Source organism: Prauserella rugosa, assembly GCF_000719975.1.
In the GTDB taxonomy this organism is placed as follows: domain Bacteria; phylum Actinomycetota; class Actinomycetes; order Mycobacteriales; family Pseudonocardiaceae; genus Prauserella; species Prauserella rugosa.
Genome location: NZ_JOIJ01000004.1, coordinates 106,100 through 124,006 on the forward strand (window position 1 = coordinate 106,100; position 17,907 = coordinate 124,006).

The 17,907-nt window shown below is 68.9% G+C and carries 17 protein-coding genes; 3 read left to right on the top strand and 14 right to left on the bottom strand.

Features of this window, described 5'->3' with window-relative positions; genetic code table 11:
- The 7 genes from IF64_RS25275 to ftsY all read right to left on the bottom strand — a co-directional run bounded on the left by IF64_RS25275 (position 1) and on the right by ftsY (position 6,409).
- Positions 1-501 (bottom strand): YbaB/EbfC family nucleoid-associated protein, encoded by a 501-nt coding sequence (locus tag IF64_RS25275; RefSeq protein WP_048808254.1) that lies wholly within the window; start codon positions 499-501, stop codon positions 1-3.
- A gap of 45 nt (positions 502-546) precedes the next feature.
- Entirely contained in the window at positions 547-1,287 is a 741-nt protein-coding gene (locus IF64_RS0107290; RefSeq protein ID WP_030531255.1) for a hypothetical protein, read from the bottom strand.
- Between the two features lie 4 nt (positions 1,288-1,291).
- The gene (locus IF64_RS0107295; RefSeq protein ID WP_030531256.1) at positions 1,292-1,789 is read right to left on the bottom strand and encodes a hypothetical protein; all 498 of its coding nucleotides are present in this window, start codon (positions 1,787-1,789) and stop codon (positions 1,292-1,294) included.
- Positions 1,790-1,794: 5 nt separating this feature from the next.
- Positions 1,795-3,192, bottom strand: coding sequence for a putative T7SS-secreted protein (locus IF64_RS27050; RefSeq protein WP_048808253.1), 1,398 nt, complete (start codon positions 3,190-3,192; stop codon positions 1,795-1,797).
- Positions 3,192-4,013, bottom strand: coding sequence for a hypothetical protein (locus IF64_RS25935; protein WP_051757541.1), 822 nt, complete (start codon positions 4,011-4,013; stop codon positions 3,192-3,194). Before IF64_RS25935 ends, IF64_RS27050 begins: the two co-directional genes overlap by 1 nt.
- 90 nt (positions 4,014-4,103) lie before the next feature.
- On the bottom strand, positions 4,104-4,682 hold the full coding sequence (locus IF64_RS25940) for a DUF4333 domain-containing protein (protein ID WP_048808251.1): 579 nt from the start codon (positions 4,680-4,682) through the stop codon (positions 4,104-4,106).
- A gap of 209 nt (positions 4,683-4,891) precedes the next feature.
- A complete protein-coding gene (gene ftsY / locus IF64_RS0107320; protein ID WP_030531261.1) occupies positions 4,892-6,409 on the bottom strand; it encodes a signal recognition particle-docking protein FtsY in 1,518 nt (505 codons plus the stop codon).
- A gap of 133 nt (positions 6,410-6,542) precedes the next feature.
- On the opposite strand from ftsY, the gene IF64_RS0107325 reads away from it, so the two are divergent.
- Complete coding sequence (locus IF64_RS0107325) at positions 6,543-7,745, top strand: anhydro-N-acetylmuramic acid kinase (protein WP_030531262.1); 1,203 nt, start codon at positions 6,543-6,545, stop codon at positions 7,743-7,745.
- 9 nt (positions 7,746-7,754) lie between these two features.
- Entirely contained in the window at positions 7,755-9,266 is a 1,512-nt protein-coding gene (locus IF64_RS0107330) for a sodium:solute symporter (protein WP_030531263.1), read from the top strand.
- Between the two features lie 92 nt (positions 9,267-9,358).
- On the opposite strand, the gene smc is transcribed toward IF64_RS0107330, so the two are convergent.
- Both smc and IF64_RS0107340 read right to left on the bottom strand, forming a co-directional pair.
- Positions 9,359-12,994, bottom strand: coding sequence for a chromosome segregation protein SMC (gene smc, locus IF64_RS0107335; RefSeq protein WP_030531264.1), 3,636 nt, complete (start codon positions 12,992-12,994; stop codon positions 9,359-9,361).
- Between the two features lie 221 nt (positions 12,995-13,215).
- The gene (locus IF64_RS0107340) at positions 13,216-13,503 is read right to left on the bottom strand and encodes an acylphosphatase (RefSeq protein ID WP_030531265.1); all 288 of its coding nucleotides are present in this window, start codon (positions 13,501-13,503) and stop codon (positions 13,216-13,218) included.
- A 137-nt stretch (positions 13,504-13,640) separates the two neighbouring features.
- Between IF64_RS0107340 and IF64_RS0107345 the strand changes: the two genes are divergently transcribed.
- Positions 13,641-14,267: a hypothetical protein gene (locus IF64_RS0107345; protein ID WP_051757542.1), complete on the top strand. Its 627-nt coding sequence runs from the start codon at positions 13,641-13,643 to the stop codon at positions 14,265-14,267.
- Between the two features lie 37 nt (positions 14,268-14,304).
- On the opposite strand, the gene mutM is transcribed toward IF64_RS0107345, so the two are convergent.
- From mutM to IF64_RS0107370, 5 genes are all read right to left on the bottom strand, one after another.
- Positions 14,305-15,174 carry a bifunctional DNA-formamidopyrimidine glycosylase/DNA-(apurinic or apyrimidinic site) lyase gene (gene mutM / locus IF64_RS0107350; protein ID WP_030531267.1) on the bottom strand — a complete coding sequence of 290 codons (870 nt, stop codon included), beginning with the start codon at positions 15,172-15,174 and terminating at the stop codon, positions 14,305-14,307.
- Between the two features lie 11 nt (positions 15,175-15,185).
- Entirely contained in the window at positions 15,186-15,926 is a 741-nt protein-coding gene (gene rnc / locus IF64_RS0107355; protein WP_030531268.1) for a ribonuclease III, read from the bottom strand.
- An 11-nt stretch (positions 15,927-15,937) separates the two neighbouring features.
- Positions 15,938-16,120 (bottom strand): 50S ribosomal protein L32, encoded by a 183-nt coding sequence (rpmF, locus tag IF64_RS0107360; protein WP_030531269.1) that lies wholly within the window; start codon positions 16,118-16,120, stop codon positions 15,938-15,940.
- Positions 16,121-16,209: 89 nt separating this feature from the next.
- Positions 16,210-16,869: a YceD family protein gene (locus tag IF64_RS0107365; RefSeq protein WP_036875946.1), complete on the bottom strand. Its 660-nt coding sequence runs from the start codon at positions 16,867-16,869 to the stop codon at positions 16,210-16,212.
- A 248-nt stretch (positions 16,870-17,117) separates the two neighbouring features.
- Entirely contained in the window at positions 17,118-17,879 is a 762-nt protein-coding gene (locus tag IF64_RS0107370; protein ID WP_051757543.1) for a flotillin family protein, read from the bottom strand.
- Positions 17,880-17,907: the final 28 nt, after the last annotated feature.

Below are 17,907 nucleotides of genomic sequence, written 5' to 3' on the forward strand. Positions count from 1 at the left end.
CTACCTCTGGTTGTCCGTGCCACCCTGGAAGAAGTCCAGGTTCTCGAAGTCCTCTTCCGGATACGGTTGACCGGTCGCTGGACGTGGCACGCTACGCCGCACGGGCGGCGCCGCGTCCGGCGAGAGCTGCGGGCCACCGAACAACCGCGTATCGGCCGCGGTCACCGCGTTCAGCGCAGCAGTGTCGCCGAGACCTCTACGCACGACCTCGGCCTGCAACCGGGCCACTTCTGCTACCGCGGCAGCGATCGTCTGTCGTGCAGTGACCGACAACGTGGCCGGTGACGTCGCGGAGACCGCGGACGAGAACGTGATGTCCCGGATCTCGCCGCCGGGCCCTGCCACGACGGTCACAAGGCCGTCAGGGGAACTCACCTCGGCCCGCGCCTCTTTCAGCTCTTCTTCGAGCTGTCGATACGACTCGGCTCTGCGCACGTTGCCGGCCGCCATGGCTTCGACACCCTCGATGCGCCGGACCAGCTGACTCGCGTACTCGCTCACGCTCACCCCTCGGTCACCGTTCCTGCGGTTCTCTCACAGCGTCGTTCAGTACTGCCGCGCTGCGCCGGACCACGCGGTCTCCGGAACCCGATCCACGATGTCGCAGCACATGTCCAGATACCTCACCAAGTTGTCCGGGTCACGGTAGGTACCTTCGTAGCGACCGGTGAAGATCTGGTTGCCGAGCATCGACACACGATCTATCGATCTGCCCTGCGCCAGGATGTAATCCACAACGGCAGGATTGACAAAGATCTGCGCGAAGTTCTGATCCGTCGTGACGATCTCAAACTTCCGGTCCACGTCCGAGTTGCCGGTTCGGAAATTGTTCCAGCCGAGCGCCGTATTGACCGTCGCCGACAGCCCGTCACTCCTGTGCATCTCGAGCACTCCGCCGTATCCGGGGACCATCACCCAGACTCGGTCATCCGGAGTACGTCGCCCGTCCGTCGTCAGCACCTCGAACTTTCCGGCCACGAAGAAGCGCCCCCGGTGTTGCCCACTGATCACCGCTGTGGCTGAGATCGCCTTCGCCGGACCGCGAAGCGACTGTCGGCGAGGCAGTTCGTATTGCTGCAGACAAGCCTGGTTGTACAGCTGGAGCGCCTGCTTCGGGTTGCCATCGACAACCCACCCGCGCCGAGAGGCCTCGACCGCGAGACGTGACTCGACGTCGGTCTCCGCGGCCGAGTTCTGGTTGCGCAGAAGCCGCATCATGGCCCACAACCCCAGGCCCATCAGCAGAATCCCGCCGACTGCTATCGCCACGCCCCACATCGGATGCATGGTTTCACCGACCCGTTTCGAAGCGAACGGTCTCGATGAATGCCCGGAAGTCGGGGAGCAACTGCACGAACCGATCAGGAAGTGCGCTCAACGTGAAATGCAGCACGACACTGGAACGGCCGCTATTAGAACTCTGCAGCGCCATCAGTACCTGATACTGGACAACGGACACCCGCTCGCCACTCGGTAAGGACAACGGAAACCGAACGACCTGCGCCAGCACCGGCCCGTTCGACGTCGTCGACTCGTCGCGCTTTCCGCGCTTGATCTCACCAGCCGCCGCGCCTAGCTTCTCGACCAGCCCATCGGCGACACTCACCAGCCCGTCGAACTCCGTGCACACCTCCGAGTTGATCGTGATGTTCGCGGCAAATCGGTCACCTGCAGCGGCACGGCTGAACGCGATAAACGCGACCTCGCCGGCGTTGACCTCGTCCGGGTCCGCAGACGTCCAGCCATCAGGCAACGAAAACTCGATGGGCACGGGCAGTGTTGCAGCCATTGTCCTCACAATCCCACCGCGTCGAGAGCACCGCTGACAGTGTTGCCGATTCCTTCGGCCACGTTACCTGCTACGTCACCAGCCGTATCGACGGCATCACTGGCGGCGTTTGCCACGGTTTCCGCCGTATCGGCAACGAAACCACCGGCGTCCTTCGCGAAATCGACAACGCCGCTCGGGTCAACGGCGAACTCGAAGCCAAGGGTCCCACCGATCCCCAGGGACGCCCCGAAACTCGCACCAATGTGAAACTTCCCATCCTCGCCCATACCGAACTGGGCGTCGGCTTCGGCACCAATACCGGCGCGTGCTCCTACTTCCACACCGCCCTTGACACCGCCGACCTCGGCCCCGATATCGGCGCTCACCTCACCACCCGCGAACGCACTGGCATTCGCGTTGACACCGGTAGCACCAGCTGAGAATCCGGCATCCGCTTTTCCACCGGCAAAGCCCTCGGCGTTGCCCGATACCGCGACGTGGTCCCCTATCCGCTGTTCTCCGCTGAGGCCACCTTTCGCCAGGTATGCCTCCGCCGATGCACCTGCGGAGACGCCCAGGTTGCTGCTGGTAAAGGTGGCATCGGCGTTGGCCCCGAGGATTCCCCCCGACATGCTTCCCTCACCGGAGAAAATCCCCGACTTGTAGTCCCCGCCGAGCTCACCCTCCAGAAAGGCCACACCTGCCTCGGCCTCGTATGTCTCCTCGTTGACATCGACGCCGAGATCTTCGAGAACGGCCTTCGTCTTGTCGTGGAGCATTCCGTCCGAGACATCACCGTTCCCGTATCGATAGCTCCGACCTGCACGACCGTGGTCGATCCGGCCTTTTGCGTCGTCGTCGCGATTCTGATTACCGAACCTTCGATCGCGAAGCCGGCCCTCGTCCTCGCTGGTCTCACCTCTCGCGGCGCGATCGCCGGCCTCGGAAACCTTCACCCGCGCGTTGTTCAAGACCAGCTGAGCTTCCTGCGCCAGCCCCGCGCCGGGATCCTGGAAAGACCCTGGCGGAGCGCCTCCACCTGACGCAGCGGCCTGGACTGCGTTGTTGTGCTGCGCCGTCGCCGCCCGCGTCGCCGCCTGGGCTTGTAGGTACATCTCGATTGCGCGCTGCGCCTCGCCGTGCCCCCAGTTCAGATACTCGGCATACTCGGCGAGCGCATGGCCTCTACGGTCGAAGCCCGCGATGGTCTCGAACCACCGAGGTGGTTCGAGACCGAACTCTTGACGGAACGTCGACGCCGCATCCCCGGTCCAATCACCGGGATCGACGCTCTGTAGCTCGCTACCAGCTCGACCGACCTTGTCAATGTTCGCAACCAGCGACCGAAGATCCGCTGCGATCGACTCGGGGCTGCCCGGGATCAGCTCTCGGGGATTTGTGGTTTGCCCTAGCTCCGCCATCAGAACTCCACATCCCCGGTGTCGGCCGAAGCCGCATCGCTGCCAGCCAGACGACGCGCTGTCTCCGGGCTCATGACTCCGTCCGTGCCCGCGCCGGACGCTTCCTCAGTCACGGCGGATTCCTTCGCCTCGGGCATGACGCCACCGGTGAAGCCACCACCGGGAATCTCTTCGTTCGCGCCAGCCGTGTGCTGCTCGACGGCTTCCGCCTTAGTCTCCGCCGACAGCCCGCCGGTGAAGCCCCCTCCGGGTATGCCTTCCTGCGCTTCGACCGTGCCCGACCCAGCGTCGCCGCCGTCGAGAATGTCGCGAATTCCGCCAGTCAATCCACCTGCGACGATGCCTTCGTCGCCGAATGCGCCGGCATTCGCGCCGATCGCGATACCGCCACCGAGTCCGCTGCTCTGCAACGAGCCACCGATCTTCCCAATGGCCGCGGTGGTCTCCGCGTCACTCTCGATGTACCGCGAGGCGGCAGAACGTAGCTGGTCGCCACGCTCCATCGCCACCTCAGGCAAACGCTGCACGTCGCGCCTGGCTTCTTCAATGAAGGCGGCCCAGCTGCCTTGCACACCAGGATGGCCGTAATCGCCACTCGGACCGTGCCACGGTCCATTCAGGACATCAGTCACGACATCGTCGATCGTGCCCGCGGCCTGTTGCAAGCTATCGAATAGGGCGTTGAACCCTCCACGAGACCCCTCCCCCGAGATCCCGGGGCGCTTCTTACTGCACCCCAGTGAATATCCCCGCGCGATGGTGTCGTATTCGATCTTCGCGTGCGCCGACCGAACCGCGAATATCACCCGAAAGAACCACATCGTCCGGAGAGTCCGGTGCCGACGACCATGCGGGGGTTCACGGTCGAAAACAAGGCACCGTCCGCCGGCGGCGATGGATTCGGCCGTGAATCACAGCTCGCCTTCGAGCGGCTGACCGTCGACCTTCGCGTAGATATTGACGTTGCCCGATTCCGGATCAGCTTCGGTCACCCTGATCGTCACACCGAAGCGCGTGCCCTGCGGGTTGGTGAGCACGCATCGCGTCTGTGCGCCGACCTCGGCCGCGACACTCTCGGGACAGCTCACGGTGCCGACATCCCGCCGCAGCTGCTGGCTGAGCATCTGGCCTGCCGCCTGCTCGAGCCCCGCCTTGTCGATCTCCCCCGTCGCCGGCGCGTCCCGGGCAACGACGTCGAGCTTGGCCCGGTCGTTGTCTCCGACCTCGGTGACGGTGACGTTCACGTCGTACTCGGTGCCGTCCTCGGCAGTCGCTGTGCACGTGGTCTTGGCGTCGACCTCGGCGTCGACGTCCTCCGGACACGTGACGTCCTTCGGCCGCTGGCCTTTCTCGGACAGCACACCCATCGCCTGCTCGGCCACCTCGTCCTTGCCGATGGTCGAACCCACGGACACCTCGACCGAGCACGCGGACAACCCCAGCACGGTGAGGACGGCGGGCAGGGCGACGACGCCGGCAAGACGGGACACGGTGCGTCCTCCTCATGGGTGACCCGGCCGGCGGTCGGCGGGTCGGCGGGTCGGGACGTGGGGCAGGCAGGGACCCCGTTCGGACTTCCTCCTCGGCGCCCCACCGAGCACCCCAGCGACAACCACAGCACGCAAGGGCGAACAACCAGAAACACACGGTTGCCGGGCGCCGCGACGGCTGAATCCGGCAGGCAGCGCCCGGCGGGACGTCAGTCCAGCAGAGCGTCGACGAACGCGGACGGTTCGAACGGCGCCAGGTCGTCGGGCCCCTCGCCGAGTCCGACGAGCTTGACCGGCACACCGAGCTCGCGCTGCACCTGGAAGACGATGCCGCCCTTCGCGGTGCCGTCGAGCTTCGTGAGCACCACACCGGTGACGTCGACGACCTCGGAGAACACGCGCGCCTGCGCCAGGCCGTTCTGACCGGTCGTCGCATCGAGCACGAGCAGCACCTCGTCGACCTTCGCCTGCTTCTCCACGACGCGCTTGACCTTGCCCAGCTCATCCATCAGGCCGGTCTTGGTGTGCAGTCGGCCCGCCGTGTCGACGAGAACCGCGTCGACCCCGGCGTCCACGCCGCGCTTGACCGAGTCAAAGGCCACCGACGCCGGGTCCGCACCTTCCTTGCCACGCACGACCTCGGCACCGACCCGCTGCGACCAGGTCTCCAACTGATCGGCGGCCGCAGCGCGGAACGTGTCGGCCGCTCCGAGCAGAACCTGCCTGCCCTGCGCGACCAGCACACGCGCCAACTTGCCCGTGGTCGTCGTCTTTCCGGTGCCGTTGACGCCGGCGATCAGGACGACCGCCGGCTGCTTGGCACCGTCGACCGTGTGCGGCAACGCATGCACCGAGCGGTCCGCCTCCGGCCACAACGCCTGCGTGAGCACGTCGTGCAGCGCGGTCCGCGCCTCGGCGGCAGTGCGCACGCCGCGAGTGGACAGCTCCTCGCGCAGCTTCTCGACGATCTCCGTGGTCGTCGAGGCGCCGAGGTCGGCGACGAGCAGCGTGTCCTCGATCTCCTCCCACGAATCCTCATCCAAATCGCCCGCACCCAGCAGGCCGAGCAGCCCCTGGCCGAGCGCCGAACGCGACTTCGACAGCCGCCCGCGCAGCCGCTCGATACGGCCAGCCGCGGGTTCGGGCTCCTCCACCGCAGCGGGCGCGGGCTCGTGCTTCTCCGGCTCCTGCTTGCCCGGAGCCTCCTCCGCCGGGGCCGTGCCGGTCGGAGCCCCAGCCGCCGGAGCTGTGTCGGCCGGGGCTGTGGCTGTGCCGGCCGGAGCCGTGTCGGCCGGTTCCTGCTCAGCAGGCTGGTCCTCGGTGTCGGGCAGGCCGACATCGACGATGTCCCGCCGTGGCGCGTCCCGTGGCACGGATGCGTCGTCGCCGACCCCGGGTTGACCGTCGACCTCGGTGCGTTCTTCGACGGGATGCACCGGAGGCTCCGGCACGTCCGCCTGCTTCTCCTCCGTCGGAGTGGCGCTTGCGGTGTCGGCAGCGTCAGCGGTGTCCGCGGAGCCGGACGCCGTACCGCCCGGCGCGAGCGAGATGCCACCACCGGCGGTGTATCCGCCGCCCTTCGGGGCCTCCTTCTCCTTGTCCCTGTCGCGCTCGAGGCTGATCCTGCGCTTGCGCTGCAGCGTCAGCCCCGCCACGAGGGCGACCACCAGCACGGCGGCCACGACGACAACGATCCAGATCACGGCTGTGTTCGACACGGTCGCCATCCTCCCACTGGCCTAATCTCCGATCGGTATACCCCTGGCACGCGGCGTGAGAAGTTAACGGTCTCGCATACATCGCAGCCAGAATCCCACCGAACGTGTTGCGCACATCAACTGATTGGACTAGACCACTCTCGTGTCCCCTTCGCTCCGTGTTGCCGGGTTGCTCTCCGGCACGTCCGTGGACGGCATCGACGTCGCCATCGCCGAGATGACCGTCGACCCGGCCTCCGGCGACCTCGTCCTCACGCCGCGCGGCCAGTGGGAACGCCCATATCCCGACGATCTCCGCGCCGACCTGCTCGCCGCCCTTCCCCCGGCCGCGTGCAGTGCCGAACAGCTGGCCAAGCTCGACACGCGGGTCGGCCAGGCGTTCGCCGACGCCGTCACGTACGCCGAGCAGCAGGACGGAGCGGTCGACGTCGTCGCCTCGCTCGGGCAGACCGTCTTCCACTGGATCTCCGATGGCCGCGCGCTGGGCACCCTGCAGATCGGCCAGCCCGCGTGGATCGCCGAGCGCACCGGCCGCCCCGTGGTGTCGGACCTGCGCGTGCGCGACGTCGCCGCGGGAGGTCACGGAGCACCGCTGGCGAGCACGCTCGACACCTTGCTGCTGCGCACGGTCGCCGACGCCGAAGGTGCCCCGGCGGTCGCCCTGAACATCGGCGGGATCAGCAACATCACGGTGGTCCCGCCCGATACGCCCGACGTGGTCGCCTACGACACCGGACCGGGCAACGCCCTGCTCGACCTGGCCGCCGCACAGGTCACCGGCGGTGCCCAGCACAGTGACGTCGACGGCGCGCTCGCCGCGCGAGGACGTGTCCGCCACGACCTGCTGGACACACTCCTGGCCGACCCGTACTACGCGGCCGCACCGCCGAAGACCACGGGCAAGGAGCACTTCCACCGCGCGTACCTGGACGACGCGCTCTCCGGCCTCCCCGCCGTCGACGACACCGACCTGCTGGCCACCCTCACCGAGCTCACCGCAGTGACGATCGCCGACGCGTGCGCCCGGCACGGCGCGACGACCGTGTACGCATCCGGCGGCGGCGTCCGCAATCCGACGCTGATGCGCTCGCTCGCGGCCCGGCTGACCGTGCGGACGAGCGACGAACTGGGCCTGCCGCCCGATGCCAAGGAGGCGTATCTGACCGCGGTGCTGGGCTGGCTGTCCTGGCACGGCCTCGCGGGCACCGTGCCGAGCGCGACGGGTGCCGACGGGCCCCGGGTCCTCGGCAGCATCACCCCCGGTGAGCGACCGCTCGCCCTCCCGACCCCACCAACGTCGCCGATTTCGCGGCTGAGGGTGGCCAACCCGCGCGAGACACGGTAGGAGAGACCAATGCGCGCACTGGACCTCGCGATCATCGCGATCTTCCTGGTGGGAACACCCATCCTGGGAATCCTGCTGGGCGGCAAACAGAAGTCGTCGAACGACTACTTCGTCGGCAGCAGGAAGGTGCCGTGGTGGGCGGTGACCTTCTCGGTGGTGGCCACCGAGACGTCGACGCTGACCGTGCTCAGCGTCCCGACGGTGGCCTACCTCGGCAACATCACGTACCTGCAGCTCGCGATCGGTTACCTCATCGGCCGCGTCATCGTGGCGTTCGTGCTGTTGCCGAAGTACTACGCGGGCAATCTGGTGAGCGCCTACGGCTTCCTCGGCAAGCGCTTCGGCGGCGCGCTGCAGGGCACGGCGTCCGTGACGTTCCTCGTCACGCGGCTGCTGGCCGACGGTGTGCGGCTGTTCGCCACGGCCATCCCGGTCAAGCTCGTCCTCGACGGGCTGGGGCTGGACGTCTCGTACTGGGTCATCATCGCCGCGATCGCACTGGTCGCCGTCATCTACACCTACTTCGGCGGCATCCGCGCCGTCATCTGGGTCGACGTGGTGCAGATGGGCATCTACGTCGCCGGGGCCATCGTCGCGATCTTCGTGCTGATCGGCGAGCTGCCGAGCGGCTGGTTCGGCCAGCTGGCCGACGAGGGCAAGTTCCAGCTGTTCGAGTTCGGCTCCGACATCATCACCGACCAGTACGCGTTCGTCACCGCGGTCGTCGGCGGTGCGCTGTTCGCCATGGCCTCGCACGGTGCGGACCAGCTGATGGTGCAGCGCCTGCTGGCCTGCAAGGACGTGCGGGACAGCCAGAAGGCCGTGATCGCCAGCGGTGTCGTGGTGTTCATCCAGTTCGCCATCTTCCTGCTGGTCGGCGCGCTGCTCTGGTCGTTCTACGACGGCCAGAGCCCGGAAGACATGGGCTTGAGCAACCCGGACGACCTGTTCGCCTCGTACATCATCAACGAGCTGCCTGCGGGCCTGTCCGGCCTCCTGATCGCCGGCATCCTGGCCGCCGCGATGTCGACCATCTCGTCGTCGCTGAACTCGCTGTCGACCTCGACGATCGCCGACCTCTACGAACGGTTCACCAAGAAGAAGATCCCCGACACCGTTCTGCTCAAGCAGGCCAAGCTGTGGACGCTGGTCTGGGCCGTGGTGTTCGTCGTGTTCGCGTCGATGTTCACCAGCAGCGACACCCCTGTCGTCGAGCTGGGACTGAGCATCGCGAGCTACACCTACGGCGCGCTGCTCGGCGCGTTCTTCCTCGGAATGCTGGTGAAGAAGGCGCGCCAGCTCGACGCGCTCATCGCGTTCGTCTGCACGATCGCGGTGTCGGCGGTGTTCGTCCTCGGCGTCGAGTTCACCGTCGACGGTGAGGCCCTGCCGCTGGCGTTCCCCTGGTACGTGCCGATCGGTGTCGTCGTGACGCTCGTGGTGGGCGGTCTGCTGTCGCTGCGCCACCGCGGTCCCGACCCGCGCACCGTCGAGCCGGCCAAGGAGGAGGAGCCGGTCTGAGGCAGACCGCTACCGATACGGCGAAGGCCGGCAGGCGGGAAACCGCCTGCCGGCCTTTTCCGTGCAGCCCGCCGAGCCGACGGTCGGACCGGTCACGCCTCGATGGGTTCGGCCTGTGCTTCCTCGTCGGGTCGAAGTTCGGGCTGACCGGTGTCGGTGCGCATGCGCTGCGAGATGACCTTGGTGATGCCGTCGCCCTGCATGCTCACGCCGTAGAGCGCGTCGGCGATCTCCATGGTCGGCTTCTGGTGGGTGATGATGATCAGCTGCGAGTTGTCCCGCAGCTGCTCCATCAGCCCGATGAGCCTGCGCATGTTGGTGTCGTCGAGCGCGGCCTCGACCTCGTCCATCACGTAGAACGGCGAAGGCCGGGCGCGGAAGATCGCCACCAGCATCGCCACGGCCACGAGCGACTTCTCCCCACCGGACAGCAGCGACAGTCGCTTGACCTTCTTGCCCGGCGGACGCGCCTCGACGTCGACGCCGGTGGCGAGCATGTCCTCGGGCTCGGTGAGCACCATGCGCCCCTCGCCGCCGGGGAACAGCACCGAGAACACGGTCTCGAACTCCCGCGCGACGTCCTGGTAGGCGCTCGTGAACACCTCGAGGATCTTGTCGTCGACCTCCTTGATGACCGTCAGCAGATCCTTGCGGGTCTCCTTCAGGTCCTCGAGCTGGGTCGACAGGAACTTGTAGCGCTCCTCGAGTGCCGCGAACTCCTCGAGCGCGAGCGGGTTCACCTTGCCCAGCTGCGCGAGATCCTTCTCGGCCCGTTTGGCCCTGCGCTCCTGCGTCGGCCGGTCGTACGGGATCGGCTGCGGTTCGGACACCGTCTCGCCGCGTTCCTTGGCCGCCTCGTACTCGGCGAGCTCGCCCGCGCCGGGTGGCACGTCCACGTGCGGCCCGTACTCGCTGACGAGGTCGTCGAGGCCGATCCCGAACTCCTCGGTGATCTTGGCCTCGAGCTGTTCGAGGCGCAGCCGCTGTTCGGCACGCGCGACCTCGTCCCGGTGCACGGCGTCGGTGAGCTTCTCCAGCTCGCCGGTCAGCTCCTTGACCTTGCCGCGCACCTGCGTCAGTGCGGTCTCGCGTTCCTCACGCCGGGCCTTGATCGCGTCCCGTTCGGCCGCCGCGCGCTGCAGCGACGTCTCGATGCGTTCGAGCGCGACCTCGCCGCCGTTCACGACGGCCTCGGCGACGGCGGCACCACGTTCCCGCGCGATGCGCGCCTGCTCGGCACGCTCCCGCGCCAGCCGTTCGGCCTCGGCCTCCCTCAGCAGGGCGTCGGACTTGCCCGCGATGCTCCGCGCCCGTTCCTCCGCGGTACGCAACGCCAGCCGCGCGTCGACCTCTTCCTGCCGCACCTCGGTGAGTGACTCGGCCGCCTCGTCCCGTTCGGAGGTGTCCGGGTCCTCCTCGACGGGCTGCTCGGACACTGCGGCGAGCCGGTCCTCCAGCTCGGCCAGCTGAGCCAGCACGTCCTCGCGGCTCTGCTCGACCTTGGCGCGCTGGTTGCGGAGCCGGTCCACCTCCGACTCGGCGGACCGTGCGGTCTGCTCCAGGCTGCTGAGCCGCTCGGTCGAACGTGCCTTGCGGACCTTCGCCTCGTTCAACGCCTCCTTGGCTGCCGTCACCTCGGCCTGACGGTCCTCCTGGTCGGCGCGCGCACCTTCGAGTTCGGCGGAGGCGCGTTCGAGTGCGCGCTCGGCCGCGGCAAGGCGGTCCTGCGCCTCGTCGACCGCGGCCTGCACCTCGATGACGCTCTCGTCCTTGGCCGACCCGCCGACGGCCCAGTGGTCACCGAGGACGTCGCCCTCCTTGGTCACCGCCGTCACGCCAGGGTGGGCGGCCACGAGGGCACGCGCGTCGTCGAGCCGGTCGACGACGGCCACCTGCTCGAGCGCCCGTTCCACCGCGGGGCGCAGGGCCTCCGGCGCGGTGACGACCTCCCTGGCCCATCGCGCCCCGCCGGGCAGCGCAGGCCACGCAGACGGGTCGACGTCGGAACGCGCGCCACCCAGCAGCAGCCCTGCGCGGCCCGATTCGTTGTTCTTCAGGTACGTCAGCGCCGCGAGGGCGTCTTCGCCCGCGGACACGGCCACGGCGTCGGCGACCGGACCGAGCGCGGCGGCCAGCGCGACCTCGAACCCGGTCTCGACCGTGAGCAGCGCGGCCACCGAGCCGAGCAGCCCCGGCAGTTCGTCGGAGGCACCGAGCAGCGCCCCCGCACCGTCCTTGCGGCTGAGTCCCATCGACAGCGCGTCCACCCGCGCCTTCTCGGACGCGATGTCCCGCTCGGCACTGCGTTCGGCCTTGACGAGCTCGTCCACGCGCTGCTTGGCGGCGTTGGCGGCCTCGACCGCGCGCTGGTGACGTTCCTGCAGCCCCTCGTCGTCGGAGTCCTCGACGCCGCCCTCCGCGCGCGCCGCCTCCAGTTCCTCCGCGGCGGCCTCGGCCCTGGCCTCGGCCTCCTCGATACCCGCCGTCAGCCGCTCGACCTCGTCGGCCGTGGCGTTGTTCTTGCTGCGCAGAGCCTCGACCTGGCCGGAGAGCTTCGCAATGCCCTCCCGCCGGTCCGCGATCGCCCTGACCGCGGCCATGTGGGCGCGTTCGGCCTCCTGCACCACGCGCTCGAGATGTTCGCGCCGTTCGGTCGCCTCGGCCAATACCGACCTGGCCTCGGTGACGGCCTCGTTGAGCTCCTCCTCGCGCGCAGCCGCCTCCTCGGCCTCGGCGACGAGCTCCTCGGGGTCGCGGCCACTGCCCTGCGTCTCGACCTCGGCCGACAGGTGCCGCTGGCGTTCCACGGCGAGCCGCACGGTGCCGCGCAGGCGTTCGGCCAGCGACGAGAGCTTGTACCAGGTGTCCTGGGCGCTCTGCAGCATCGGCGCGTCCTCGGCCAGCGAGTGCTCCAGGTCGGCCTGCTCGGAGCTGACCACTTCGAGCGCCTGCTCCACCTCCGCACGCCGGGCACGAGCCGCGTTCTCGTCGGCCTCCTCCTTGGCGATGGCCTCGCGCTGGGTCACCAGATCGTCGGCGTAGAGGCGCAGCTTCGCGTCCCGCAGCTCGGACTGCACCGTCTGGGCCTTACGGGCGATCTCGGCCTGCTTGCCGAGCGGCTTGAGCTGGCGCCGCAACTCGGTGGTGAGGTCGTTCAGCCGGTCGAGGTTGCCCTGCATCGCGTTGAGCTTGCGGAGGGCCTTCTCCTTGCGCTTGCGGTGCTTGAGGACGCCCGCGGCCTCCTCGATGAACGCGCGCCGGTCCTCCGGTTTGGCCTGCAGGATCTCGGACAGCTGGCCCTGACCCACGATGACGTGCATCTCGCGGCCGATACCCGAGTCGGACAGCAGTTCCTGGATGTCGAGCAGCCTGCAGCCGGAGCCGTTGATCTCGTACTCGCTGGCGCCGTCGCGGAACATGCGGCGCGTGATCGACACCTCGGAGTACTCGATGGGCAACGCGCCGTCGGAGTTGTCGATCGTCAACGTCACCTCGGCGCGGCCGAGCGGGGCGCGTCCCGCGGTGCCGGCGAAGATGACGTCCTCCATCTTCCCGCCCCGCAGGTCCTTGGCGCCCTGGGTGCCCATCACCCACCGCAGCGCGTCGAGGACGTTCGACTTACCGGAGCCGTTCGGGCCGACCACGCACGTGATGCCGGGTTCGAACCGCAACGTGGTCGCCGACGCGAACGACTTGAAGCCTTTGAGCGTCAGGCTCTTGAGGTACACGCGGCGTCGACCTTTCCTTCACGAGGCGGGGAATTCAATCGGCAGATGCTACCCGGCGGCTCTCACCAGCCGTGGGACGACGCCCGGGCGTGGCCGAGCTCGATCGCTCGCCGACCTGCCACTTCAGCCTCGCCCATCCCCTGCGGCGCAGCCGTCACACCCGTCACACGAGCGCGATCCGTGCAGCGTTATTGGTGAACGCTGTTGGTGAGCGCTGTTGATCAGCGTTCCACGAAGTCGGTCAGACCGCCCTTGGGCTCGGCCCACAGCTCGGCGACGTGATCGACCCTGCCCGGGGTCTCACCGCCCCGCAGCCGGGCGAGCAGTTCCGCGCAGGCGTCCTTCGGACCCTCCGCGACGACCTGCACCCGGCCGTCGGACAGGTTGGTCGCGCTGCCCACGAGGCCGAGTTCGAGCGCCCTGCCGCGGGTCCACCAGCGGAACCCGACCCCCTGCACCGCACCGTGCACCCACGCGGTCAACCGTGCCGTGTCCTGTCGCTCACCCACGGGTCCATGGTGCCGCACCGCCGGGTGACCGCCCACACACCCTCAGGTGGTACTCGATCTCGGGCCATGACCCGAAGGTGGTAGCGTGCCGCCGGCATCACCCCCGCCCACCCGATCTTTCGAGTCGGAGGAACCGTATGGCCCCCTCGAGTGAGGTCGCACCGCCCAGCGAGCCGTCCGGCCGCTGGCAGCGCACCGGCTACCTCGCGCTGGCCGCGAGCGGGCTGGTGCTCGCCACCGCGTTCGGCGCCGTCGCCCAGGTGACGAGCTCGGACGGCCAGGACACCGCTGACGGCGACGACAGCTCGCAGGTCACGAACACCGGCAACAACGGCCAGACCCCCGAGCTCGACAACCCCGCGCCGGCCGCGACGACCGAGATGGTGGACGGCAAGCCGGTTCCCGGCGAGCGCCCCGGTCGCCCCTCGCCGACGGTGACGACCTCGATCAGCATCGGCCCCGACGGCACGCCCACGCGGGTGACGACCACGCAGGAGAACCCGCAGCGCCCGCCCCAGTCCTCCTCGCGCGACGACCTGCCCTCCCGCCCCGACCCGGACCCGACCACGACCCGGCCCGACCCGACCTCGGAGCCGGATCCGACGACGAGCAATCCCCCGCCGTCGAGCGACACGAGCGAACCCAGCGACCCGCCGCCGTCGGAGCCGTCGCCCTCGGAGCCGGAGCCCGACCCGACCTCGGGCTCGGGTGAGCCGCCGTCGAGTGACACGTCGTCCAGCGGCTCGGCGACCGCGGAGAACTGACGTTCGGCCGTACTCCTCGGCCGTACTCCTCGGCCGCTCAGGCCGGGCGCGGCGCTCGCGGCCGGCGTTGACATCGCGGGCAGAAGTACGACGAGCGGTTCATGAACGCCTCGCGGCGCACGAGCGCGCCGCACCGACGGCACGGCTCTCCCGCGCGCCCGTACACGTTGAGCGACCGTTCGAAGTAGCCGGACTGGCCGTTGACGTTCACGTACAGCGCGTCGAACGACGTGCCGCCCGCGACGAGGGCGTCGGCCATGACCTGTGAGGCCGCACCGAGCACCTCCGCGACCTGACCACGGGTGAGCCGCTGGGTGGGCCTGCTGCCGTGCAACCGGGCCCGCCACAGCGCCTCGTCGGCGTAGATGTTGCCGATGCCCGACACGAGCGTCTGATCCAGCAGGGCACGTTTCAGTTCGGTGCGGCGTCTGCGCATGGCCGCAATCGCGGCGTCGAGATCGAACGCGGGATCCATGGGGTCACGGGCGATGTGCGCGACCGTGCCGGGCAGCAGCGTGCCGTCGGAGTCGACAAGTTCGTCGAGCGCGAGACCACCGAACGTGCGCTGGTCGACGAACCGCAGTTCGGGACCGCCGTCGGCGAAGCGGAACCGCACCCGCAGGTGCTTCTCGTCGGGCGCCTCGGCGGGCTGGACCAGCATCTGGCCGCTCATGCCCAGGTGGGCGAGCATGGCCTCGCCGTCGGAGAGTTCCAGCCACAGATACTTCCCGCGCCTGCGCGCGGCCGCGACGGTGACGCCTGCCAGCCGTGCGGTGAAGTCGTCGGCGCCGGGCACGTGCCTGCGAACGGCACGGGGGTGCAACACCTCGACCGAGGCGATCGCCCGGCCTTCGACGTGCCGCTCGAGGCCCAGCCGGACGACCTCGACCTCGGGAAGTTCGGGCACGCGCTACCCCGTCAGGCCGACGAGTCGCCGAGTTCGAGCTCCTCGGACAGCGCACGCCACGCCGTTTCGGCGGCCTTCTGCTCGCCTTCCTTCTTGGTCGTGCCGCTGCCGCTGCCGAGGTCACGACCGCCGACGTAGACCGTCGCGGTGAACTCCTTGCGGTGGTCGGGACCGGTGTCCTCGACCTTGTACTCGGGCACGCCGAGACCGGCGGACGCGGTCAGTTCCTGCAGGCTGGTCTTCCAGTCGAGGCCGGCGCCCCGCAGCGGTGCCTCCTCGAGCAGTTGGCCGAACAGCCGGTGCACGAGCTCCCGCGCGGTCTCGATGCCGTGGGCGATGTACGTCGCGCCGATGACGGCCTCGAGCCCGTCGGCCAGGATGCTCGCCTTGTCGCGTCCACCGGTGAGCTCCTCGCCCTTGCCGAGGAGCAGGTGCGCACCGAGACCCCCTTCGCCGAGCCCGCGCGCCACGCCCGCCAGCGCGTGCATGTTCACCACGCTGGCGCGCAGCTTCGCGAGCTGCCCCTCCGGCAGATCGGGGTGCCTGCGGTACAGGTGATCGGTCACCACCAGGCCCAGCACCGCGTCACCGAGGAACTCGAGACGCTCGTTCGGCAACAGGCCACCGTTCTCGTACGCGTACGAACGGTGCGTGAGCGCAAGCGTCAGCAGCTCGGTGTCGAAATCGACACCGAGCGCCTCGAGCAGCGGTGTGGGATCTGTAGCCGGGCCTGCCGGCGCCTTACCCCCCATCTCGCGGGACCTCAGGCCGGCTCGACAACCTGCCGGCCGGCGTACTGACCGCACTCAGGGCAGGCGACGTGCTGCGGCTTCTTGGCCTTGCAGGCGCGGTTCGAGCACTCCACGAGCTGCACCGGCGTCGCCTTCCACTGCGAACGGCGAGCGCGGGTGTTGGAGCGCGACATCTTCCGCTTGGGGACAGCCACGGCTGGTTCTCCTCATCAAAATCTGCCCGCGATCGCGCGAGCTGCTTGCCTCGAACTCGGGGGTGGGGACGGGCGATGCGATAACCGCGTCACCTGTCCGAGCCGTCGCCTCCGTCGCCTGCCTGGTCACTCGGGACGTCGGAGACGTCGTCTGTGTCCTGCAGCCGTTCGACGAGCGCGGCCCACCGAGGATCTATGGTCTCATGCCCGTGTCCGGGCTCGAGTTCGGCCCACTTCACGCCGCATCCCGAGCACAGCCCCTCGCAGTCCTCCCTGCACAGGGGCACCAGCGGCAGGGCGAGCACGAGGGCGTCGCGCACGACCGGCTCCAGGTCGATCCGGTCGTCGACGACCCGGCTGACCTCGTCCTCCTCGGTCGTCTCGTCGGTGGTCGACTCGGGGTAGGCGAACAGCTCGGTGATGTCGATGGACACTTCGCCGGTGATCGGGTCGAGACAGCGGGAGCACTGTCCCGTCGTCGGCGCCGTGGCCGAGCCGGTGACGAGGACACCCTCGACGACCGATTCGAGCAGGACGTCGACGGAGATCGCGGCGCCGGAGGGCACGGTGACGACGTCCGGGACGCCGAGCGGCGTCTCGACGGGGATGTCGAGTTCCAGCTGCCTGCTGGCGCCCGGGCGACGGCCGAGTTCGTGGGTATCGATCACCCACGGGTTGCTGTCGGCGCGCGCGTTGCCGCGGTCGGTCGCGCGTTCGTCGCCGGCGTTCGGGGAGCGTTCGTCAGACATCGGATTTCTCGGATCGAGGACGTTCGGATTCGCCGCCTTCAGGTGGAGGACGTACGTCCCCCGGGCGCGTCCGTCCAGCGTACGCGAGCATCACGGAGCCACGCCCCGCGGCCGGTAATCAAGCTCCCGAGGGCCCTATAGTCGCGTTGAACGCCGCCAAGGGACCGTTGGTCGCATCACCGCAGCCAAGGGCGCGTTGGTCGCGTTGAATGCAACCAAGGGGCCCTCGGGAGCAACGATTCGGTGCCTCAGTGGGCCTGGAAGTCGTAGAAGCCGCGGCTGCCGGCACCCGTGTTGTAGGCACCGGAGCCACCGCCGTTGTAGCCGCCCGTGGCCGTGCCACGCAGGTGGTTGCGGCCGGAGTCGACGGTGCGGAGCGTGGTGGACAGCAGCTCGGAGAACTCGGCGAGCTTGCCGTCGACGTAGGCGTCGCAGTCGCCGCGCTGCTTGTCGGCCTCGGCGTGCGCCTCGTCGACGATGCGCGCCGCCTCGCCGTGCGCGGCCTGCACGACCTCGGTCTGCGCGACCAGCCGGGCCTGCTCGGCGCGGCCCTCCTCGACGGACCGGTCGTAGGCGTCGCGACCGGCCTGGATCATGCGCTCGGATTCGGCTCGCGCGCGTTCGGTGAGGTCGTGGTACTCGGCCTGTCCGGCGGACACGGTGCGCTCGGCCTCGGCCTGCGCGTCGGCGACGAGCTGTTCGGCGCGCGCCCTGGCCTCGGCGACGAGGCGTTCGGCCTCGGCGTTGGCCTCCGACACGGTCCGTTCGGCCTGCTCGTTCGCGTTCGAGATGGTCGTGTCGGCCTCGGTGCGCGCGGTCTGCACGATCTCGTCGCGCTTGTCGAGCACGTCCTGGGCGTCGTCGACCTCGGTGGGCAACGCTTCGCGGATGTCGTCGAGCAGTTCGAGGGTGTCCCCGCGCGGCACCACGCAACTCGAGGTCATCGGGACACCCCGCGCCTCTTCGACGATCGTGACGAGCTCGTCGAGCGCCTCGAACACCCGGTACACGGCAACTCCCTCAAAAACCCGATCGTGG